18 protein-coding genes are annotated in these 20,429 nt (G+C 67.3%); 11 read left to right on the top strand and 7 right to left on the bottom strand.

Going from position 1 to position 20,429, the window contains the following annotated elements; translation table 11 throughout:
* Nucleotides 1–510: 510 nt before the first annotated feature.
* From dnaA to WFK61_RS11015, 9 genes are all read left to right on the top strand, one after another.
* Nucleotides 511–2,031, top strand: a complete 1,521-nt coding sequence (gene dnaA, locus WFK61_RS11055; protein WP_336811601.1) for a chromosomal replication initiator protein DnaA — start codon at nucleotides 511–513, stop codon at nucleotides 2,029–2,031.
* A gap of 166 nt (nucleotides 2,032–2,197) precedes the next feature.
* Entirely contained in the window at nucleotides 2,198–3,313 is a 1,116-nt protein-coding gene (gene dnaN, locus WFK61_RS11050; protein ID WP_336811600.1) for a DNA polymerase III subunit beta, read from the top strand.
* Between the two features lie 10 nt (nucleotides 3,314–3,323).
* Nucleotides 3,324–4,451 (top strand): DNA replication/repair protein RecF, encoded by a 1,128-nt coding sequence (gene recF, locus WFK61_RS11045; RefSeq protein WP_336811598.1) that lies wholly within the window; start codon nucleotides 3,324–3,326, stop codon nucleotides 4,449–4,451.
* A gap of 76 nt (nucleotides 4,452–4,527) precedes the next feature.
* Nucleotides 4,528–5,142, top strand: coding sequence for a LysE family translocator (locus tag WFK61_RS11040; protein ID WP_336811597.1), 615 nt, complete (start codon nucleotides 4,528–4,530; stop codon nucleotides 5,140–5,142).
* Nucleotides 5,143–5,148: 6 nt separating this feature from the next.
* Nucleotides 5,149–5,502, top strand: a complete 354-nt coding sequence (locus tag WFK61_RS11035) for a hypothetical protein (RefSeq protein ID WP_336811596.1) — start codon at nucleotides 5,149–5,151, stop codon at nucleotides 5,500–5,502.
* 188 nt (nucleotides 5,503–5,690) lie between these two features.
* The gene (gene recQ, locus WFK61_RS11030) at nucleotides 5,691–7,529 is read left to right on the top strand and encodes a DNA helicase RecQ (protein WP_336811594.1); all 1,839 of its coding nucleotides are present in this window, start codon (nucleotides 5,691–5,693) and stop codon (nucleotides 7,527–7,529) included.
* A gap of 281 nt (nucleotides 7,530–7,810) precedes the next feature.
* Nucleotides 7,811–10,249 carry a DNA topoisomerase (ATP-hydrolyzing) subunit B gene (gene gyrB / locus WFK61_RS11025; RefSeq protein WP_336811592.1) on the top strand — a complete coding sequence of 813 codons (2,439 nt, stop codon included), beginning with the start codon at nucleotides 7,811–7,813 and terminating at the stop codon, nucleotides 10,247–10,249.
* A gap of 19 nt (nucleotides 10,250–10,268) precedes the next feature.
* Complete coding sequence (gene ybaK, locus WFK61_RS11020; RefSeq protein WP_336811591.1) at nucleotides 10,269–10,742, top strand: Cys-tRNA(Pro) deacylase; 474 nt, start codon at nucleotides 10,269–10,271, stop codon at nucleotides 10,740–10,742.
* Nucleotides 10,743–10,978: 236 nt separating this feature from the next.
* A complete protein-coding gene (locus tag WFK61_RS11015; protein ID WP_336811590.1) occupies nucleotides 10,979–12,601 on the top strand; it encodes an ABC-F family ATP-binding cassette domain-containing protein in 1,623 nt (540 codons plus the stop codon).
* A gap of 8 nt (nucleotides 12,602–12,609) precedes the next feature.
* Here WFK61_RS11015 and WFK61_RS11010 read toward each other — a convergent pair whose 3' ends face one another.
* Complete coding sequence (locus WFK61_RS11010) at nucleotides 12,610–13,539, bottom strand: glutaminase (protein ID WP_336811589.1); 930 nt, start codon at nucleotides 13,537–13,539, stop codon at nucleotides 12,610–12,612.
* Nucleotides 13,540–13,675: 136 nt separating this feature from the next.
* On the opposite strand from WFK61_RS11010, the gene WFK61_RS11005 reads away from it, so the two are divergent.
* Nucleotides 13,676–14,191, top strand: a complete 516-nt coding sequence (locus tag WFK61_RS11005) for a hypothetical protein (protein WP_336811588.1) — start codon at nucleotides 13,676–13,678, stop codon at nucleotides 14,189–14,191.
* A 3-nt stretch (nucleotides 14,192–14,194) separates the two neighbouring features.
* Here the strand turns inward: WFK61_RS11005 and WFK61_RS11000 are convergent, their stop codons facing one another.
* From WFK61_RS11000 to WFK61_RS10990, 3 genes are all read right to left on the bottom strand, one after another.
* Entirely contained in the window at nucleotides 14,195–15,388 is a 1,194-nt protein-coding gene (locus WFK61_RS11000; protein WP_336811587.1) for a GGDEF domain-containing protein, read from the bottom strand.
* Nucleotides 15,389–15,531: 143 nt separating this feature from the next.
* Complete coding sequence (locus WFK61_RS10995) at nucleotides 15,532–16,326, bottom strand: class I SAM-dependent methyltransferase (RefSeq protein ID WP_336811586.1); 795 nt, start codon at nucleotides 16,324–16,326, stop codon at nucleotides 15,532–15,534.
* Between the two features lie 122 nt (nucleotides 16,327–16,448).
* Entirely contained in the window at nucleotides 16,449–17,204 is a 756-nt protein-coding gene (locus WFK61_RS10990; protein ID WP_336811585.1) for a Crp/Fnr family transcriptional regulator, read from the bottom strand.
* Between the two features lie 183 nt (nucleotides 17,205–17,387).
* On the opposite strand from WFK61_RS10990, the gene WFK61_RS10985 reads away from it, so the two are divergent.
* Nucleotides 17,388–17,675: a hypothetical protein gene (locus tag WFK61_RS10985; protein ID WP_336811584.1), complete on the top strand. Its 288-nt coding sequence runs from the start codon at nucleotides 17,388–17,390 to the stop codon at nucleotides 17,673–17,675.
* 75 nt (nucleotides 17,676–17,750) lie between these two features.
* Here WFK61_RS10985 and WFK61_RS10980 read toward each other — a convergent pair whose 3' ends face one another.
* Genes WFK61_RS10980 through WFK61_RS10970 form a run of 3 tightly spaced genes read right to left on the bottom strand, consistent with a single transcriptional unit; the run spans nucleotide 17,751 to nucleotide 20,204 of the window.
* Nucleotides 17,751–19,403, bottom strand: a complete 1,653-nt coding sequence (locus tag WFK61_RS10980; protein WP_336811583.1) for a sensor histidine kinase — start codon at nucleotides 19,401–19,403, stop codon at nucleotides 17,751–17,753.
* On the bottom strand, nucleotides 19,403–20,017 hold the full coding sequence (locus tag WFK61_RS10975; protein WP_336811897.1) for a sigma-70 family RNA polymerase sigma factor: 615 nt from the start codon (nucleotides 20,015–20,017) through the stop codon (nucleotides 19,403–19,405). The genes WFK61_RS10980 and WFK61_RS10975 overlap by 1 nt, the downstream gene beginning before the upstream one ends.
* Complete coding sequence (locus WFK61_RS10970) at nucleotides 20,004–20,204, bottom strand: NepR family anti-sigma factor (RefSeq protein ID WP_199084984.1); 201 nt, start codon at nucleotides 20,202–20,204, stop codon at nucleotides 20,004–20,006. The genes WFK61_RS10975 and WFK61_RS10970 overlap by 14 nt, the downstream gene beginning before the upstream one ends.
* Nucleotides 20,205–20,429: the final 225 nt, after the last annotated feature.

Raw genomic sequence — 20,429 nt, 5'->3', positions numbered from 1 at the left:
GGAATCGCAGCGACTCTGCGGCAGGCTTTTCGAGGCGCCGCAAAAAAAGATTCGGGTGCCCCGCGGAGAGCGCACATGAAGAAAATCTTAAGTTCCCCAACCAATTGCAGCGGACTACCCCACCGTCAGCCTCGGCCGCGAAAAGGCGAGTCTCGGAAGCCGGCTGAAAGGGGTGTTGCAGCCCGTCGAGAGCGCCCTGTAAGGTCCCCTTCATCGCCGGGCGGACAGCAATGACCGCCGCGGGATTTCCAGAGATGATCAGCGTTTTGGCTCGCGACCATGGAGGTTGGAGGATGTGACCCTTTGTCTTTCTTGATTGAGATGAAGGGTGGCGTTGCCCCTCGGCGAGCCTTCCAAGCGTAATCAGCAGAACCGGAACCGAAGCCCGTCACGGCGCAATGCGCCTGCCGGGACCGGAACCATTTTGACCAGACAAAAGCACAGGGACGACGGTCAGGAAGCGGCCGCCGAACCCTCAGTGCGGGCATTTTCAAAGAACGGGGCCATTTGATGTTCGAGCGGCAGGATTTCGGGGACACGGTCGAGGCGGCGTCGGTGGTGGTGACGATCGCGGCTGAAGAACCCGCTGTCATCCAGATCGAGGAGGTTTCGATTCAGGACGCATGGGAGCGCGTGCGCCGGCGCCTGCGGGCGGAGCTCGGCGAGGATGTCTTCTCGAGCTGGTTCGGCCGGCTGGAGATCGCCGGGATCGTCGAGGGCGTGGCCTATCTCACCGTCCCCACCCGCTTCCTGAAGAGCTGGCTCGAGGCGCATTATACCGAGCGCCTGCGGGTGAACTGCATGGCCGAATTGCCGGCGCCGAACGGCGTGATGCTCTCAGTGCGCACCGTGTCGCGCGATCCCGCCGCCCAGCCGCAGATCGAGGCCCTGCGCAGCCGCCCCGCGACTGTCGCCGCTCCCGCCCCGACCGAGGCCGGCCGCCCCGCCGTCGCCGGCAGCCCGCAGCCCTGCGAGAGCGATCTCGTCGACGCCTGCGGAACCGCGCTCGACCGGCGCATGAATTTCCAGAGCTTCGTCGTCGGCAAGTCGAACCAGCTCGCTTTCGCGGCGGCCGAGCGCATCGCCGGCGCGCCGGCGGGCCAGAGCCCCTATAACCCGCTCTACCTCCATGCCGGCGTCGGCCTCGGCAAGACGCATCTGCTGCAGGCGATCGCCCAGGAAGCGCGCCGCCAGGGCAAGCGCGTCGCCTATTTCACGGCCGATCGCTTCATGTACGGCTTCGTCGCCGCGCTGAAATCGCAGACTGCGCTCGCCTTCAAGGAGAAGCTGCGCGGCATCGACCTGCTCGTCGTCGACGACGTGCAGTTCATCCAGGGCAAGTCGATCCAGCAGGAATTCGGCCACACGATCAACGCCCTGCTCGATGCCGGCAAGCAGATCGTCGTCGCCGGCGACCGGCTCGCAGGCGAACTGGAAGCGCTCGACGAGCGCATCCGCTCGCGGCTCGGCGGCGGCCTGGTGGTCGAAGTGGGTGAACTCGACGAAACGTTGCGCGCCACGATCCTCTCCAGCCGGCTGGAGGCGCTGCAGACCGCCCATCCGAATTTCCAGGTCAGCCCCGACGTCGTCGCCTATGTCTCGCGCGTCGTCGCGACCAATGGCCGCGACCTCGACGGCGCCGCCAACCGCCTGCTCGCCCATGCGACGCTGTCCGGCCAGCTCGTGACGCTGGAGACGGCGGAAGCGGCGATCCGCGACCTCGTCCGCACCCGCGAGCCGCGCCGGGTCAAGATCGAGGACATCCAGAAGCTCGTCGCGACGCGCTACAATGTCAGCCGGGCCGACATCCTCTCGGAGCGCCGCACCGCGGCCGTGGTGAAGCCGCGCCAGATCGCGATGTATCTGTCGAAGGCGCTGACGCCGCGCTCGCTGCCAGAGATCGGCCGCCGCTTCGGCGGGCGCGACCACACGACGGTGCTGCACGCCGTGCGCAAGATCGAGAAGGCCATCAGCGAGGACCGCTCGCTGCATGACGAGGTCGACCTGCTGAAGCGCATGCTGCAGGAGTAAGAGCCACAAACCAAACCCGGAGGGTCTCGACGCCCCTGCCAAATGGTTGTGGTTGCCGGAGCGGGCAGGCCTTGCGCCCCCGCCCGGTGTCCGGCAATGTCGCTGGCCATTCATTTCGGCCCGCGCGTTCGCGCGCGGGCGGCCAGCGCCAGAAGACTAGACAATCATGAAGGTCACGGTCGAACGTTCCACGCTGCTCAAGTCGCTTGGCCACGTGCATCGCGTGGTGGAGCGCCGCAACACGATCCCGATCCTGTCGAACCTGCTGCTCTCGGCCTCCGAGAACGGCCTGCGGCTGAAGGCGACCGACCTCGATATCGAGGTGGTGGAGACGATCCCCGCGGACGCGGCCGAGCCCGGCGCCACGACCGTTCCGGCCCATACCCTCTACGATATCGTCCGCAAACTGCCCGATGGCGCGCAGGTCTCGCTGGAGACCACCGGCGATAGCGGCCTCGTGCTGCGTTCCGGCCGCTCGCGCTTCCAGCTCCAGACCCTGCCAGAGAGCGATTTCCCGGACATCACCGCCGGCGAGATGGCCCATCGCTTCGTGCTGCCGGCCGGCGAGCTCAAGCGCCTGATCGACAAGACCCAGTTCGCGATCTCCACCGAGGAGACGCGCTACTATCTCAACGGCATCTATCTCCACACGATCGATGTCGATGGCCGCCCGGTGCTGCGCGCGGTCGCGACCGACGGGCACCGCCTCGCCCGCGTCGACACCGCCGCGCCGCAGGGCTCGGTCGGCATGCCCGGCGTGATCGTGCCGCGCAAGGCCGTGGCCGAGATCCAGAAATTGCTGGAAGACGGCGAGAGCGAGGTCGCGGTCGAATTGTCCGGCTCGAAGATCCGCGTCGCCACGGCCAGCGTCGTGCTGACCTCGAAGCTGATCGACGGCACCTTCCCCGACTATCAGCGCGTCATCCCGAGCGGCAACGACAAGCGCCTGACCGTCGACAAGGGCGATTTCGCCGCCTCGGTCGACCGCGTCTCGACGATCTCGTCGGAGCGTGGCCGCGCCGTGAAGCTCTCGATGGCGGAAGGGCGCATGACGCTCTCCGTCACCAACCCGGATTCGGGCTCGGCGACCGAGGAAATCGAGGTCGATTACGAGGCGAGCCCGCTCGATATCGGCTTCAACGCCCGCTACCTGATGGATATCGCCGCCCAGCTCGACGGCGACACCGCCCTGCTCAAGCTCGCCGACCCGGGCTCGCCGACCGTGATTCAGGATCGTGAAGGCGCTTCCGCGCTCTATGTGCTGATGCCGATGCGCGTCTAGCAGCTGGCTCATGGCCGCCGTCGCGCGCCTGATCCTGCAGGATTTCCGTTCCTACGAGGCCCTCGATCTCCCGGTCGAGGGCCAAATCGTTGCGCTCGCAGGCGAGAACGGAGCCGGCAAGACCAATATCCTCGAAGCGCTCTCGCTGTTCACGCCGGGGCGCGGCCTGCGCCGCGCCGAGATCACGGCGATGGCGCGGCAGGGCGGCGACGGCTCCTTCGCCGCCTCGATCACGCTCGCCGATGATGCCGGCCGGCTCGGGATCGGGCTTGGACCGCTCGATGCGGAGGGCCGTCGGCCGCGGCTGGCCCGGATCGACGGCGCCAATGTCGGCTCGGCACTCGCCTTCAGCGACTATCTGCGCGTGGTCTGGCTGACGCCCGATCTCGACGGCCTGTTCCGGGGCGCAGCCGGCGACCGGCGGCGCTTCCTCGACCGGCTGGTGCTAGCGATCGATCCGAGCCATGCGACGCGCTCGAACGCGCTGGAGCGGGCGCTGCGCTCGCGCAACCGCATCCTCGAAGAGAGCCCCAATCAGGGGCAATGGCTCGACGCGGTCGAGCGCGAAGTCGCCGAGCTCGGCGTCGCGGTCGCTGCCGCGCGGGCCGAGACCGTGGCGCGGCTCTCCGCCATCATCGCCGAGACGCGCGACGAGGCCTCGCCCTTCCCCTTCGCCGATATCGCACTCTCCGGCGAGATCGACGCGCTGGTCGCGCGCCTGCCGGCCGTCGATGCCGAGGATGCCTATCGCGACCTGCTGCGCCAGAGCCGCCATCGCGACCGGGCGGCCGGACGCACGCTGGCGGGGCCGCAAGCCTCCGATCTGGAGGTCCGGCACGGTCCGAAGGACATTCCGGCAGGCCAAGGCTCGACCGGCGAGCAGAAAGCCCTCCTGATCGGGCTCGTGCTTGCTCACGCGCGACTGGTCGCGGCGATGAGCGGGATCGCGCCGCTCGTCCTGCTCGACGAGATCGCCGCGCATCTCGATCCGCGCCGGCGCGGGGCGCTCTACGAGGGGCTGACCGGGCTCGGCTGCCAGGTCTGGATGACCGGCGCGGATGTCGCCCTGTTCGGCGACCTGCCGGCCGGGGCGCAGCGTTTCGCGGTGACGCCGGGGCGGATCGATCCGCTCGATTGATCGGTCAGGCCACGGCTTGCGATGGGACGCCTGCGGGCGTTCCTGCTAGTCTCGCAGGCACTCTCGGAGGCCTGCCATGGATATATCCAGCCTTGCCCTGTTCGCCGGCGTCTATTTCCTCGCCGTTGCCTCGCCCGGCCCCGCCATCGCGGCCCTGGTCGCGCGCTCGCTATCCTCGGGCTTCCGGCGTTCCTTGCCCTTCCTCGCCGGCATCGTCGCGGGCGATCTCGTCTGGTTCACGCTCTCGGCACTGGGTCTGAGCGTGCTCATGCAGAGCTTCCACGGCGTCTTCGTCGCGATCAAATATGCCGGCTGCGCCTATCTGCTCTACCTCGCCTGGAAGGCCTGGACGGCCCCGGCCGAGGCGCCGAAACCTTCGGCAGCCGCGCGCGGCGAGGGCGCACGCCTGTTCCTCGGCGGCATCGCGCTGACGCTCGGCAATCCCAAGGTCATGGTCTTCTTCCTGTCGATCCTGCCGCTGGTCATCGACCTCAACGCCATGACCACGCTCGCCTTCGTCGAAGTCGCCGGATTGATCGCCCCGATCATCACGGGAACGCTGATGGCCTATGCCTATGCGGCCGACCGGGCGCGGCGCCTCGTCGCGAGCCCGCGCGCGATGCGCTGGATCAACCGGACGACCGGCGGCGTGATGGCAGGTGCGGCGGCCGCGATCGCGACGCGGAGCTGAGCCGCCTTGGCTCTTGCGGCGGGGCTCATCGATCTCGGCTTCGCGCTGTTCCACGCCGCCTTCCGGCGCCTGTTCGGCTGGCCGGAGCGGCTCGCGCCCTCGGGCAGCCTGAACACGGCGATCACGCAGACGCTCAACGCCATGCTGATCTTCGTCTTCCTGGCCTATGGCGCGACCCTGATCTGGCTGTCCGGGCAGGGTAGCGTCCATCCGGTCTTGCCGCTGGTCGGCGCTGCGTTCTGGGGCCTGCGGCTCGCGCTGCAATTCATCTGGTTCGACCTCAAGCCCTGGCCCTCGAAGCTGATCGCCGCGGTTTTCGCGGTTACCGCAGTGGTCCATCTGCTCGCAGTCAAAATCTGAAACCTGCCGCGCGTCATCCCGGACAAGCTGCGCAGCAGCGCCGCTCCGGGATCCATCGTAGAGCGCAGCGCCTTTCGATGGATCCCGGGTCAAGCCCGGGATGACGGCGTGATTCCGCGTATGATCGACACAGCTTTGGAGGCCGAAAGGCTGGCCAAGCGTGCCCGGCTGCGGCACATCCCTTCTCCATGTCGCCATCCCGCGAATCAGACGCCCGCGCGATCCTCAAATCGGTCTGGGGCTATGACGATTTCCGCCCCGGCCAGTGGGAGGTGATCGCAGCCGCGCTCGATGGCGAGGATGTCTTCGCGGTGATGCCGACCGGCTCCGGCAAGTCGATGTGCTACCAGCTGCCGGCACTCGTCGCGGGCGGGCTGACACTGGTGGTCTCGCCGCTGATCGCGCTGATGCGCGATCAGGTCGGGCAGCTCGTCCGGGCCGGCGTATCGGCCGCCTCGCTCAACTCGATGAATACCGAGGAAGAGGCGGCGCAGGCCTGGGACCGGCTGAATTCCGGCGATCTCAGGCTGCTTTTCGTCTCGCCCGAACGGCTGGCCGGCGAGGGGCTGGTGTCGCGCCTGAAGCGCCTCGGCGTGAACCGGCTCGCCATCGACGAGGCGCATTGCGTCTCGCAATGGGGCCATGATTTCCGCCCGGAATACCGCCTCCTCGCCAAGACGCGCGAGGCTCTGGGCGGTGTACCCGTTACCGCTCTGACCGCGACGGCCGACCGGCAGACCCAGGCCGACATCGCCCAGCAATTGTTTCCGCAGCCGCCGCGGATGGTGGTGCATTCCTTCGACCGGCCGAACCTGAAGCTCGCCTTCGCGCCGAAGGAGCAGCCGCGCCGGCAGATCGACGATTTCCTGCGCCGGCACCGCAACGGCTCCGGCATCGTCTACTGCTCCTCGCGCAGCAAGACCGAGCGCCTCGCCACGGCGCTCAGTGAGAAGGGCTGGAACGCCCTGCCCTACCATGCCGGCCTCGAGCAGACGCAGCGCAACCGCAATCAGGACATCTTCCTGCAGGAGGACGGCGTCGTCGTCTGCGCCACCATCGCCTTCGGTATGGGCATCAACAAGCCCGATGTCCGCTTCGTCGTCCATGCCGACATGCCGGGCTCGATCGAGGGCTATTATCAGGAAATCGGCCGCGCCGGGCGCGACGGCCTGCCGGCGGATACGCTGACGCTCTATGGCGTCGACGACATGTCGCTCAGGCGCCGCCAGATCGACGAGAAACAGATCGACGACGAGCGCCGGCGCATCGAGCACAAGCGCCTCAACGCGATGATCGATCTCTGCGAGAACGCGCTCTGCCGGCGCAGCGCGCTGCTGGCCTATTTCGGCGAGGAGACGCCGCCCTGCCGGCATGGCAACGCACCGTTCCGCTGCGATCTCTGCAGCGCGGAGGCGCCGGCCTTGCAGGACGCGACGCTCGACGCACGCAAGCTGCTCTCGGCGGTGATCCGTTCGGGCGAGCGCTTCGGCGCCGGCCATCTCGCCGATATCCTGACGGGCACGACGACCGAGGTCATCCGGCGCCAGAACCATGACGGCCTGAAGACCTTCGGCGTCGGCGCCGACAAGCCCAAGGCCGCCTGGATGGGGCTGACGCGCAAGCTCTTCGCGGCCGGTGCGCTGGCCGAGGCCAGCGTCGAGCATGGCGGCTTCTGCCTGACGCCGAAAGGCGAGGACATCCTGTTCGGCCGCGAGAGCATCGCGCTGCGGGCCGATGCCTTCGCCGAGCGGCGCTCCCGCCGCTCCGAGCGCGATGCGGCGCGGGCCGACGGGCTCGACGAAGGCACGGCCGGCCTGTTCGAGCACCTGCGCAAGCTCCGGCTCCAGATCGCCCGCGAGGAGGGCGTCGCGGCCTATATCATCTTCACCGACCGGACCCTGATCGCGATGGCGCGCGAGCGACCGCTCGGGCTGGAGGAGATGCGCGCGATCGAAGGCGTCGGCGAGCGCAAGCTCGCGCAGTACGGCGAAGCCTTCGTCGAGGCGATCTCGGAATTCCGGGGATAGGCGGGTGTTCTTTGCCCACCTCGACGTCATCCCGGCCGGAGCGCAGCGAAGAGCCAGGATCCACGCCTGAACCTCTACTGGTAGCGCTCCGGAATGGATCCCGGGTCTCCCTTCGGTCGCCCGGGATGACCGCGTGTTTCCATTGTACAACTTCGGAGGCGAAATCGCCTCTCTACGCGCACGCACGCGTAGGCGCGTGAAAAAGCCATCGTCTCACCCTATATTGTCGTTTCGAATCAGGATCATCGCGGGCGCCGGCTCGCCCGTTCAGGAACCACTTCATGACCGATGCCGCGCTCAGCGCCCAGCCCGACGACTACGGCGCCGATTCCATCAAGGTTCTCAAGGGCCTGGACGCGGTGCGCAAGCGGCCTGGCATGTATATCGGCGACACCGATGACGGCTCCGGCCTGCACCACATGGTCTACGAGGTCGTCGACAACGCGATCGACGAGGCGCTCGCCGGCCATGCCGACCTCGTCACGGTGACGCTGAATGCCGACGGATCGGTCACCGTCAGCGATAACGGGCGTGGCATCCCCACCGATATCCACAGCGAGGAAGGCATCTCGGCGGCCGAGGTCATCATGACCCAGCTCCATGCCGGCGGTAAGTTCGACCAGAACTCCTACAAGGTCTCGGGCGGCCTGCACGGCGTCGGCGTCTCCGTCGTCAACGCGCTCTCGGTCTCGCTCAAGCTGCGCATCTGGCGCGGCGGCAGCGAGCACTACATGGAATTCCGCCATGGCGATGCGGTCTCGCCGCTCGCCGTCGTCGGCCCGCAGGGCGACAAGCGCGGCACCGAGGTGACCTTCCTGCCCTCGCAGGAGACCTTCACCATGGTGGAGTTCGACTACAAGACGCTGGAGCATCGGCTGCGCGAACTCGCCTTCCTGAACTCGGGCGTGCGCATCGTGCTGACCGATGCGCGCCATGCCGAGATCGTGCGCGAGGAGCTGATGTACGACGGCGGCGTCGAGGCCTTCGTGCGCTATCTCGACCGCGCTAAGTCCTCCGTGATCGAGAAGCCGATCATGCTGACCTCGGAGAAGGACGGCATCACCGTCGATGTCGCGCTGTGGTGGAACGACAGCTACCACGAGAACGTGCTCTGCTTCACCAACAACATCCCGCAGCGCGACGGCGGCACCCATCTGGCCGGCTTCCGCGCCGCCCTGACCCGCCAGATCACCGGCTATGCCGAAAGCTCCGGCATCTCGAAGAAGGAGAAGGTCTCGCTCACCGGCGACGATTGCCGCGAGGGCCTGACCGCGATCGTCTCGGTCAAGGTTCCCGATCCGAAATTCTCCTCGCAGACCAAGGATAAGCTGGTCTCCTCGGAAGTTCGCCCGGTCGTCGAGAACGTCGTCAACCAGGCGCTGTCCGAGTGGCTCGAAGAGCATCCGGGCGAGGCCAAGACCATCGTCGGCAAGGTGGCGGAAGCCGCCGCCGCCCGCGAGGCCGCCCGCAAGGCGCGCGACCTCACCCGCCGCAAGGGCGCGCTCGATATCGCCTCGCTGCCCGGCAAGCTCGCGGATTGCCAGGAACGCGACCCCGCCAAGTCCGAACTCTTCATCGTCGAGGGTGACTCGGCCGGCGGCTCCGCCAAGCAGGGCCGCGCCCGCGAATACCAGGCCGTGCTGCCGCTGCGCGGCAAGATCCTGAACGTCGAGCGCGCGCGCTTCGACAAGATGCTCTCGTCGGACCAGGTCGGCACGCTGATCACGGCGCTCGGCGCCGGCATCGGCCGGGCCGAGGCCGATCAGGGCGGCTTCAACCTCGCGAAGCTGCGCTACCACAAGATCATCATCATGACCGACGCCGACGTCGACGGCGCCCATATCCGGACCCTGCTGCTGACCTTCTTCTACCGGCAGATGCCGGAGCTGATCGATGCCGGCCATCTCTTCATCGCCCAGCCGCCGCTCTACAAGGCGGCCCGCGGCAAGAGCCATGTCTATCTCAAGGACGAGCGGGCGCTGGAGGAATATCTCGTCGACTCGACGCTGGACGGCGCGACCTTCCGCACCAGCGAGGGCGTCGAGCGCGGCGGCGCGGATCTGCGCGTCCTGATCGAGGAAGCCCGCAACGTCCGCAATGCGCTGGCGCAATTGCACTCGCGCTATGACCGCCGGGTCGTCGAGCAGATGGCGATCGCCGGCGTGCTGCATCCGATCAGCGAGGATGACGAAGCCAAGGCGAACGAGGCCGCCGCTTACGTCGCGCGCCGGCTCGACGCGGTTTCCGACGAGCTGGAACGCGGCTGGGAGGGCAAGATCAGCGAAGGCGGCTTCGTCTTCTCGCGGATGATCCGCGGCGTGAAGCAGGCGGCGACGATCGATGCCGGCCTGCTTGCCAGCGCGGAAGCCCGCAAGCTCGACGCAGCCGCGACCTCACTGCAGGAAGCCTATGCCAAGCCGGGCGTGCTCAGCCGCAAGGGCGACACCTTCACCGTCAACGGCCCGAGCGACCTGTTCGACGCGGTCTCGACCATCGGCAAGAAGGGTGTCTCGCTGCAGCGTTACAAAGGCCTCGGCGAGATGAACCCGGACCAGCTCTGGGAGACCACGCTCGACCGCGACGTGCGCTCGCTGCTGCGCGTCAAGAATGACCAGAACGACGAGGCCGACGATCTCTTCGTCAAGCTGATGGGCGATGTCGTCGAGCCGCGGCGCGAGTTCATCCAGACCAACGCGCTGAACGCGACGGTCGATATCTGATCGCCGCGACGACGGGACGATGGCCCAGACAACCCCCGCCACGCTGGCGCTGAAGCAGCTCGGAATCCGTTTCGAGCTGCACAGCTACACCTATGACCCGAATGCCGAGCGCGTCGGGTTGCAGGCGGCGGAGGCGCTGGGCGAACCGCCCCATCGCGTGCTCAAGACATTGATCGCGCAGGTCGACGGCAAGCCGGTCTGCATCGTGCTCGCCTCCGACCGCGAGGCCAGCATGAAGAAGGTCGCGGCGGCTTTCGGCGGCAAGGCGGCAGCGATGATGCCGGTGCCCGATGCCGAGCGCCTGACCGGCTACAAGGTCGGCGGGGTCAGCCCCTTCGGCCAGAAGCGCAAATTGCCGACGATTGTGGACGAGCCTGCCTCGTCCGAGGCGCTGGTCTATGTCAATGGCGGCCAGCGCGGCCTGCAGATCGCGCTCGCCCCCGCCGATCTCCTGAGCGCGGCCAATGCCCGCAGCGCCGTCATCTCGGCCTGATCACGGCCAATAGCCTTCCCCTGACCGCCTTCATCGCGTAGAGCGCTGTCCAATCAATTCATCCATCCCCCCCGTCATCCCGGACAAGCCGCGAAGCGGCGCCGATCCGGGATCCATCGTAGAGCTCCGGCGCCCTTCGATGGATCCCGGGTCAAGCCCGGAATGACGGCGCGGTTCCGCCAATCGCCGTCCAACGGTGGTCATTGGCGCCGCCCCTGCCAAGGTTCCCCATTTCCATGATCCGCCTCGAGAACATCAGCAAGCAGAACGGAAAGCAGATCGTCTTCATCGAGGCCTCGGCCGGGCTCCTGAAGGGCGAGAAGGTCGGGCTGGTCGGGCCGAACGGCGCCGGCAAGACCACGCTCTTCCGGATGATCACCGGCGAGGAAGCGCCCGACGAGGGCGTGGTCTCGACCGATCGTGGCATCACCATCGGCTATTTCAGCCAGGATGTCGGCGAGATGACCGGGCGCAGCGCCGTCGCCGAGGTGATGGATGGGGCAGGTCCCGTCAGCACAGTCGCGGCCGAGCTCGCCGAGCTCGAAGCCGCCATGGTCGATCCCGACCGCGCCGACGAGATGGAGGAGATCATCACCCGCTATGGCGAGGTGCAGGGCCGCTTCGAGGAGCTCGACGGCTACGCGCTCGACGGCCGGGCGCGCGAGGTGCTCGCAGGGCTGGGCTTCAGCGAGGAGATGATGGAGGGCGATGTCGGCGGCCTCTCCGGCGGCTGGAAGATGCGCGTCGCGCTCGCCCGCATCCTGCTGATGCGCCCGGACGCGATGCTGCTCGACGAGCCGTCGAACCATCTCGATCTCGAAAGCCTGATCTGGCTGGAATCCTTCCTCAAGAACTATGACGGCGCCGTGCTGATGACCTCGCACGACCGCGAGTTCATGAACCGCATCGTCGGCAAGATCATCGAGATCGATGGCGGCGCGCTGACCAGCTATTCCGGCGATTACGAATTCTATCAGCAGCAGCGGGCGCTGGCCGAGAAGCAGATGCAGGCGCAGTTCGAGCGCCAGCAGGCGATGCTCGCCAAGGAAATCGCCTTCATCGAGCGCTTCAAGGCGCGTGCCTCTCACGCCGCGCAGGTGCAGAGCCGGGTGAAGAAGCTCGACAAGATCGAGCGTGTCGAACCGCCACGGCGGCGCCAGAGCGTCGCCTTCGAGTTCCAGCCGGCACCGCGTTCCGGCGACGACGTCGTCAGCATCAAGAACGTGAACAAGGCCTATGGCAGCCGCAGCATCTATGACGGGCTGAACTTCCAGATCCAGCGCAAGGAGCGCTGGTGCGTGCTCGGCGTGAACGGCGCCGGCAAGTCGACATTGCTGAAGCTCGTCACCGGCACGACCGAGCCCGATGCCGGCACGGTCAATATCGGCGCCAGCGTCAAGCTCGGCTATTTCGCCCAGCACGCCATGGAGGTGCTCGACGGCGAGCGCACCGTGTTCGAGGCGCTGGAGGACCGCTTCCCGCAGGCCGGGCAGGGTTCGCTGCGCTCGCTCGCCGGCTGCTTCGGCTTCTCGGGCGACGATGTCGAGAAGCGCTGCCGTGTGCTCTCGGGCGGCGAGAAGGCGCGTCTCGTCATGGCGATGATGCTCTACGATCCGCCGAATTTCCTGGTGCTGGACGAGCCGACCAACCATCTCGACATCGCCACCAAGGAAATGCTGATCACCGCGCTCTCGAATTACGAGGGCACGATGCTCTTCGTCAGCCACGACCGGCATTTCCTCGCCGCGCTCTCCAACCGGCTGCTGGAGCTGACGCCGGACGGAGTCCATGCCTATGGCGGCGGCTACACGGAGTACGTCGCCCGCACCGGGCAGGAAGCGCCGGGCCTGCGCAGCTAATCGCTGCGCTACCTGGCGAAAACCGACCAGCCCGTAGCTTCGGTCAGGCGCTCCAGCGCCAGCGTGCCGAGCAGGGAATTGCCGTTGGCGTTGAGGCCGGGTGACCAGACCGCGATCGCGGCCTTGCCCGGCGCGATCGCCAGGATGCCGCCGCCGACGCCGGACTTGCCGGGCAGGCCGACCCGGAAGGCGAAATCGCCGGAGGCGTCGTAATGGCCGCAGGTCAGCATCAGCGCGTTGATGCGGCGCGCCCGTTGCCCTGAGACGACACGTGGCCCGCCGGGCTCGTAGAAGCCGCCATGCATCAGGAAGCGCCCGGCCATCGCGAGCTGGCGGCAGGTCATGGCGATGGCGCATTGGTGGAAATAGACGCCGAGCGTCAGTTCCGGCGGATGGGTGATGTTGCCGAAGGCCTTCATGTAATTGGCCAGCGCGATATTGCGGAAGCCGGTTGCCTGCTCGGCCCGCGCCACCGCCTCGTCGATGATGATCGTGTCGTCATCGGCGAGATAGCGCATGAAGCGCAGCAACTCGCCGATCGCGACGCGCGGCTCATGGCCGGCGAGGTTGATATCGGCGACGACGAGGGCGCCGGCATTGATGAAGGGATTGCGCGGCACGCCCTGCTCGCGCTCGAGCTGGACGATCGAGTTGAACGGCGTGCCCGAAGGCTCGCGCCCGACCCGGCGCCAGAGCGTGTCGCCGACCTTGCCGAGCGCCTGCGTCAGGGCGAAGACCTTGGAGACGCTCTGGATCGAGAAGGGCTCCTCGCTATCGCCCGAGGCATGGACCTCGCCATCAGCCGTGACGACGCAGAGCCCGAACTGGCGGGGATCGATGCGGGCGAGCGGCGGGATATAGGTCGCGACCTCGCCGCGCTCCTCTGCGCCGCGCATCTCCTCGGTGATGTCGCGGACCAGCCGCCCGATATCCGTCACGCTTTTCGCCCCGGCCGTTCCGTCCCGGCGCGACAGCCAAGCCCCAGCCTGCGCCTGCGGTCAAGCGCCGAGCGAAAGCCGTTGCAGCCAATGCGAAACTGCGGTGATCTGAAGCTCCGAAGCCGGAGGCCTCAACATGCACCGCGGCGCCGTCGTTTCCGCTTTGATCCTCGCCGCCCTGCCGGCCATGGCCCGCCCGCTCGAAGGCGAGCTCCCCTTGAAGCGGGACGCCTGCTGGGAGCGCACCTACGACGAGGCCCATCTCAAGGCGCATCCGCAGCAGAAGGTCACGAAGGTCCGCCTCGTCCACAAACCCGGCAACTGGCAGGCCGAGCCGCATGCGGCGCTCTATGTCGCTGTTTATTTCAACCTGCGCCAGCGCACGACCACCGGCCGCTTCGACTACCAGATCGGCGGCTTCTGCAAGCCGCAGGGCAAGGCCCTGCGCTGCGTTCCGGAATGGGATGCCGGCAACTGGCGGCTGGAGAGCGGCCCGCAAGGCGCACTCGATATCCGCAATGGCGGGATCACCGCCAACCCCAATCCCTATGATGCCGAGGAGATCGCCGACAACGCGGTAAAAATCCCGGCCAGGCCCGATGACGGGGTCTGGCGCCTGCTGCCGGTGACGGACGCTTGCGAGATCGAGTAGGTCTTACTGCAATCGCGGGTGGCGCCCGCCCGCGGCACGCGCGTCCAGGACGGAGCGCTGCCCGGCGATGACGCAGAGCGACTTGCCGCGTGATTTCGCCTGGTAGAGCGCCGCATCGGCGGCGGCCATCAGGCTGTTCATGTCGCGGCCGTGCTCCGGCGCGAGCGCGATGCCGACGGAGGCGCCGATATTGAGCTGGTGGCCGCTGTCGAGTTCGTAGGGTTCCGATATCTCCCGGACGATGCGCTCTCCGAAGCGCTGGAGCTGGACCCGCTCGGTCTGCTCGGACAGCACGACGAATTCGTCGCCGCCGATGCGGGCCGCGATATCGCTGCTGCGGACGAGGCCGCGCAGGCGCTCGGCAACGAGCTGGAGCAACGCGTCCCCCGCCATATGCCCGTAATTGTCGTTGACGGCCTTGAAGCCATCGAGATCGAGATAGACCAGCGCCAAGCCGCGCGGCGCGGTCTCGCTCTCGAAGCGGGTGGCGAAGGCTTTGGCGAGGCCCGTGCGGTTCGACAGGCCGGTGAGCATGTCGTGCCGGGCGTGGAAAGCGTTCTCGCGCTCGGCCTGCATGGTCGAGATCAGCATCGCGTTCAGCTTGAAGGCGGCGACCGTCATGCTGAAGAGATAGAGCGGGATCTGCATGAAGGTGACCAGCAGCATCGGCTCGGAGATGAAGGGCGTCGCGAGCACGCAAGGCCCCAGCGTCAGCCCGATCATCACGCCGGCCATGCGCGGCGCGGCGAAATTGCGGAAGCAGATGCCGCCGACCATCGCGGCGGCCGAGAGGCAGGCCAAAGTCGCCGCGACCCAGTCACCGCTGGTCAGGCAGAGGAAGGTGCCGGCCCCGATGCCGGCCGCCCAGGCAACGCCGAGCAGCAGGTAGAGATCGGTCGGCGTCGAGGCGCCGCGCGCGGCCCGGCGGCGGGCATGGATCAGCACGACGAGACGGATGCTGCAGCATATCAGCTCGAAGGCGCACCACAGCATGAAGGGAAGCGTCGGAATGCGCCAGGCGATCAGGAAGGAGACCGCGAGCGAGTTGATCACGCCGCCGGCGAAGATCGGCAGCGTGCCATAGAGGCTGCCGATCAGCGCGACCCGGATTTCGGGCGGGACATCCGGTCCGGCATCCGCCAGCCAGCGCGTCAGGCGCCAACGCGGTAAACTGTAGCGGAGGACTGCGCCACTCATCGGCTGTTAGGCTCCTCACTGGCAGGCCGGCCAGCAAAGAGCCGGCCGCGCGTGCTGCCTAACAGCGAGGTCTTACGATTCCGTGTGGAAACGGCGGCAATTCGCGGGGATTGCCAATGACGCAGCGTCAACCCGGCGAAAAATCAACGAATCTGGCGATAAACCCAAACCCGCGCCGGCGGGATGTTGCGCAGCACCCAATCGGACACGGAGGCCTTGAGCCCCGAGCCCTTGCGCGGAATCGGCGAGATCACCGAGTAGGTGAACTGGATGAAGGGCGCGCCGTCCACGAGCAGCGGAAAAACCTCGCGCACCAGCGCAGAGCGCGCAGCCGGCGGGCGGTTGAACAGCGGCAGGCTGGAGACCAGCGCGATCGCCTTCTCATTCAGGTGGCCGGAAAGCGTCGTCGCCAGGGCATAGGCATCGCCCTGCACCACGGTCGCCCGCGGGAAGCGCTTGCGCAGCAATTCGCAGAATTCGGGGCTGTACTCGACGAGGATCAGGCGGCTTTCGTCGATGCCGCGCTCGATCAGCGCCTCGGTCACCGGGCCGGTGCCGGGGCCGATCTCGATGACCGGGCCGGGCTGCCCGGGATCGACATAGGAGGCCATCCGCCGGGCAAGCGCCGGACTCGACGGCGTGACCGAGCCGGTGCGGCGGGGATCGTCGATCCATGACTTGATGAAGCGCGCCTCGTCGCCCAGCTTCGCCTTGGCCTCGCTGACGCGGTTCTTGAGCTTCTCCGCCTTGCTGCGGACCTCGCCCTCGACCTTGTAGCGGACGGCCGCGACCTTCAGCTTGGCCTCGGCCACGCGGTCGACGAGATCGGCGGCGGTGACGCGCATCTCGCCCTCGATCCGCGTCGCGACACGGGACTGCCCGAGACGGGCGGCCAGCGATGCGGCACGCGGTGGGCGATGGCGGATCGTCGAAGACATGACACCCCTTGAACGCCGCGGAGACGACGCGTCTGACGCAAATCACGTTACCTGCGCGGCATATGGGGTCAAGAGCGGGCTGCCGCCAAGCTTTTATTCCATGTCGAATGCGCCCGGCGCCGTCAGATCAGCGGCCGCGGCGCCATGGTTCGTTCGTAGACCGCCGCCATCCGCGCCGTCAGGTGCGGGTTCAGCAGGGTCAGCCGCCCCTGGGAGAGCGAGAACAGGCCTTCCTTGCGCAAACGCGACCAGGTCTTGCTGGTGTGGACGAGCGAGAGACCCAGCGCATCGGCGATCTGCTGCTGCGAGAGCGGGAAGGCGAAGCTGTCATTGGTGACGAGGCCGAGCGCATCGGCCCGGTGATGGAGCGAGATGATCAGCGCCGCGAGGCGCTCGGCCGCGCTGCGCTGCCCGACCGAGGTCAGGTTGTCGTCGACCATGGCTTCCTCGCGCGAGCCGAGCCAGGCCACCTCATAGGACAGCGTCGGCATGCGCTCGAACAGGTCCCACAGGCGCTTGCGCGGGAAGACGCAGAGCTCGACATCGGTCAGTGCCTCGATGCCGTGCTCGGCCGCGCTGAGCAGCGAAGCCTGCAACCCCACGAGATCGCCCGGCAGCAGGAAATTGAGGATCTGGCGGCGCCCGTCCGGCAGGGATTTGTAGCGGAAGGCCCAGCCCGCATAGAGCGTGTAGAGCTCCGCGTCCTCCTGCCCGGGATGAATGATGTCGAGGCCGGCGCGCACCGTCCGGTGATCGACCTTCATCGTCTGGATGAAGCGAATCTCGTCATCGGTCTTGTCCCGGAAGGCCGGCTTCAGCCGCAAGGGACAGGCAAGGCATGGCGTGCCGAGGCGTGCCGGCCGGTTGGCGATGTTCATGGTCGAATGCGATCCCCCGATAGCCGGCGAGGAGCCGGCTTCAGGACAACGCAGCGATCCGGCTTCGCGTTCCGCAAGGACAGCGCGGCGGCCATTTTCCGGCTTTCAGGGAACCTAAGCGCGGTTTCGGTCGTTTTCCATGCCGAAAGCCGGTCAATCGACCGGCCAGCCCTGGAGACATCCATGCCGAAGTCCAGCCTCGCGCCGGCCATGCGCGCCATCGTCTTCTTCGGCCTCATGGGTACGGCCGTGACCGGCCTCACCCTGGGGGCCGGGCTCCAGATGCCTGAAGACCAGAGTTCGACGAGCGTTGCGCTGGCCAAGGGCGCGAGCGAGCGCGGCTATGCCGATAGCCTGCAGGTCGCCGCCGTGGACCATGCCGATCGTTCGCGCAGCACGGCCAAGCGAGCGATCGCGTCGCCGTCGCAGCAGGCGATGGCGGGCGGACCGGTCACCCATATCGTGCGCTGACGCCGAACCACCCCAACTTGTAAAACGCGCTGCCAGTCCGGATCGGGCTGGCGGCGCGTTTCGTTTAAGCAGGTCTCAGGAGCCGTGGCCGATGCGCCAGCGGCCGAGGCTGCGGCCATGCGGCTCCTGCGCCTGCACGGCCTCGATCTGGGTGAGCAGGCCGGCGAAGAGCCGCGGCGGCGCGCTGTGTTCGATATCGCGATCGACCTCGAGTCCGACCTCGATCGTGGCGGCATCGACATCCAGAACCTCGACGACGATCCGCACGCCGGGCGTGCCCCGCAGGGCGCGGGACGCCACATCGGCGACAAGAAAGCCGAGCGGGATGATCCGGTCGACGGAGAGCGTCGCGGCGGTCTCGATCCGGCTCGTGACCCACTGGTCACGGCTGCGGATCAGGTTCGAGATCATCGTGACCACGTCGTCCAGGAAGAGGTCCACGCGAACGGGCTGCATCTCGCCGTCGGCGAGCGTGAAGCGATAGGCCGCCGACAGCACATGTACGCGGCATTCGGCATCGGCCAGGGCCAGCCGCGCCTCGTCGCGATGGTCGCGCTTGCTCAACCCGATATAGCTCTGCACGACCTGAAGGCTGTTCTTGACCCGGTGATGCAGTTCGCGGACGAGGAACCGGTTGTCATCGAGCGCCGTCTGGAGCCGCCGCTGGCGAACCTCCTGCTCCTCGACCATGCCGTTGAAGGCCTCCGCGACGCTGCGGATGTCGCTCGGCATGCCGTCAGCCACAGCGGCGCGAACCCGGTTGTTGGTGGTGCGCGACCGGGCGGCAAGCTCGATGCCGCGCAGCCAGCGCAGGCAATGCTTCTCGATCGCCCGCATGCAGACGAGGCAGAGCAGGGCGAGCGTCAGAAGCGGCGCCAGCAGCAGCACGATGAATTGCAGCCGCGCAGCCTCGGCCGGCCGGTCGTCGAAACTCGCGACGATGTAGAAATCCGGCTCCGCGACCATCCGGGCGGCGTAGACGCTGTCTTCCCCGCTCCGGCTCGGGCCGGTCCAGCGGGCGTGCTTCTCGGGGATCAGGTCGGTGCGCGGCAGCCAGGACATGTCCCGGTTCTCGCCGCGGCTGGCGACGAGGCCGGCATCGCGCCCGACGAGCGCGACGTTCAGGACCTGGCCGTCCTCGCCGAGGTCGAAGACATTCTCGAGAAGCTCCGGAGAGACCAGCAGGAGTGCCTGCTGCAACCCGCCATTCGACCCCGGGAAGTCCGAGGCGAGGATCGCAAGATAGCGCCGCCCGCCCGCCGTGACCTGATCGTAGCGCATCCGGCCGAGATTGGCGCCGTTCCACATGCCGATGGCCGAGCGGCCGGCAAGCTTGCCGGCGATGCCGTCCAGCGTTTCGGCGGACATGTCGGGATCGAGCGAGCCGGTGCAGAGCTGCCCGTCCGCCCGCCGCAGCAGGAAGGCACGGAACCCTCCGGCCCGCTCCATCGCCCTGACGCCGGCATCGCGGCAGCCGGAGGTGTCGAGGCCGAGCTCGCCGGCGGTGGTGCCGAAGGCGAGCAAGGCGCGCGACATACCGCGATACCAGACGCGGGTACGTACCGCGAAATCATCGACGGCGCGCGCCTGCGCCGCCTCGATCGCGACGATCGCGGCCCGATAAGTCGCGTAGGCCGCGAAGGCGGAGGCGCAGGCGATCGGGATAGCGATCACGACCAGCAAAGCCAGCAGACGTGTCCGGACAGTGCTGAAACGCCGCAAACGCATCAGAAGCCAACTGGTTCGGAACCAACTCTCTGCATCGCCGCCGCGTTGGTACGGCCCGGCCCGAGATCGTCGACGCTGCCGATGGAGAGCAGTTCGGCGAGTTTCGTGCGGGCGCGATTGACCCGGCTCTTGATCGTGCCGATCGCCACGCCGCAGATCTCGGCCGCTTCCTCGTAGGACAGCCCGGTGGCGCCGACCATGATCAGCACCTCGCGCTGCTCCTCCGGGAGCTTCGCCAACGCCTTGCGGAAATCGGCGAGATCGAGATGGCTCTCCTGATTGCCATGCGTCGCCATGCGCTCGGCATAGGTGCCCTCGCTGTCCTGCACCTCGCGGCCGCGCTTGCGGTAGAGCGAGTAATAGGTGTTGCGCAGGATGGTGAAGAGCCAGGCGCGCAGACTGGTGCCGGGTTCGAACTTGTCGGAATTGCCCCAGGCCTTGAGCAAGGTGTCCTGCACGAGGTCATCGGCCAGCTGCATGGAACCGGACAGCGAGGCGGCGAAGGCGCGCAGATTGGGAATCTCGCGGATCAGGCCATCCTTGAAATCTTCGGTCCTGCGTTCCTGCGCCAGAGTCTCGACTTGGCCGGCAGGCGCGATCTCACTGGGACTCATCACGCGACGCTCCAGCTGCACGCTGCTCGGTCGCCTCAAGCTGCGCCAGCAGCACGAGAAACTTGTCGGGCACGGGTGCGTTCACGATGTCGTCGTAATGGGCCTTGAGGGAGCGGCCGATGGATTCCTGCACCTTCGGGTCCAAAACCAGATCGAAACCTTCGTCGGGATCGTCCGGTTCAGTCATCGCTGCATCCAACCTGCTCATATCAGCCCTCGCACCACCACCGGGTCGGCTTTTCCAGCCGATCCCGCATCTCCACGTCCCGTCATACTGGTCTTGCCACGTCCTGCCGGCGGTGCCGAAGCCACGTCGCGCTGGCGACACCAATGCGCCTTAATAACGGGCTCCCCAGCCCAAGGTTCCATCTTCCCGCAAAAATAAATTTCTTGTCTCGGACGCATCCTAAGC

It is taken from the genome of Allobosea sp. MMO-172, assembly GCF_037147855.1.
In the GTDB taxonomy this organism is placed as follows: Bacteria; Pseudomonadota; Alphaproteobacteria; order Rhizobiales; family Beijerinckiaceae; genus Allobosea.
Note: the sequence above shows the minus strand (reverse complement) of the source record. Positions and strands in the feature narration are given on the sequence as shown.

What these genes read in the sequence shown, in the direction of transcription:
- dnaA (WP_336811601.1), top strand. Translation starts at nt 511, where the DNA reads ATGTTCGAGCGGCAGGATTTCGGGGACACGGTCGAGGCGGCGTCGGTG.
- dnaN (WP_336811600.1), top strand. Translation starts at nt 2,198, where the DNA reads ATGAAGGTCACGGTCGAACGTTCCACGCTGCTCAAGTCGCTTGGCCAC.
- recF (WP_336811598.1), top strand. Translation starts at nt 3,324, where the DNA reads ATGGCCGCCGTCGCGCGCCTGATCCTGCAGGATTTCCGTTCCTACGAG.
- WFK61_RS11040 (WP_336811597.1), top strand. Translation starts at nt 4,528, where the DNA reads ATGGATATATCCAGCCTTGCCCTGTTCGCCGGCGTCTATTTCCTCGCC.
- recQ (WP_336811594.1), top strand. Translation starts at nt 5,691, where the DNA reads ATGTCGCCATCCCGCGAATCAGACGCCCGCGCGATCCTCAAATCGGTC.
- gyrB (WP_336811592.1), top strand. Translation starts at nt 7,811, where the DNA reads ATGACCGATGCCGCGCTCAGCGCCCAGCCCGACGACTACGGCGCCGAT.
- ybaK (WP_336811591.1), top strand. Translation starts at nt 10,269, where the DNA reads ATGGCCCAGACAACCCCCGCCACGCTGGCGCTGAAGCAGCTCGGAATC.
- WFK61_RS11015 (WP_336811590.1), top strand. Translation starts at nt 10,979, where the DNA reads ATGATCCGCCTCGAGAACATCAGCAAGCAGAACGGAAAGCAGATCGTC.
- WFK61_RS11005 (WP_336811588.1), top strand. Translation starts at nt 13,676, where the DNA reads ATGCACCGCGGCGCCGTCGTTTCCGCTTTGATCCTCGCCGCCCTGCCG.
- WFK61_RS11000 (WP_336811587.1), bottom strand. Translation starts at nt 15,388, where the DNA reads ATGAGTGGCGCAGTCCTCCGCTACAGTTTACCGCGTTGGCGCCTGACG.
- WFK61_RS10995 (WP_336811586.1), bottom strand. Translation starts at nt 16,326, where the DNA reads ATGTCTTCGACGATCCGCCATCGCCCACCGCGTGCCGCATCGCTGGCC.
- WFK61_RS10990 (WP_336811585.1), bottom strand. Translation starts at nt 17,204, where the DNA reads ATGAACATCGCCAACCGGCCGGCACGCCTCGGCACGCCATGCCTTGCC.
- WFK61_RS10985 (WP_336811584.1), top strand. Translation starts at nt 17,388, where the DNA reads ATGCCGAAGTCCAGCCTCGCGCCGGCCATGCGCGCCATCGTCTTCTTC.
- WFK61_RS10980 (WP_336811583.1), bottom strand. Translation starts at nt 19,403, where the DNA reads ATGCGTTTGCGGCGTTTCAGCACTGTCCGGACACGTCTGCTGGCTTTG.
- WFK61_RS10975 (WP_336811897.1), bottom strand. Translation starts at nt 20,017, where the DNA reads ATGAGTCCCAGTGAGATCGCGCCTGCCGGCCAAGTCGAGACTCTGGCG.
- WFK61_RS10970 (WP_199084984.1), bottom strand. Translation starts at nt 20,204, where the DNA reads ATGACTGAACCGGACGATCCCGACGAAGGTTTCGATCTGGTTTTGGAC.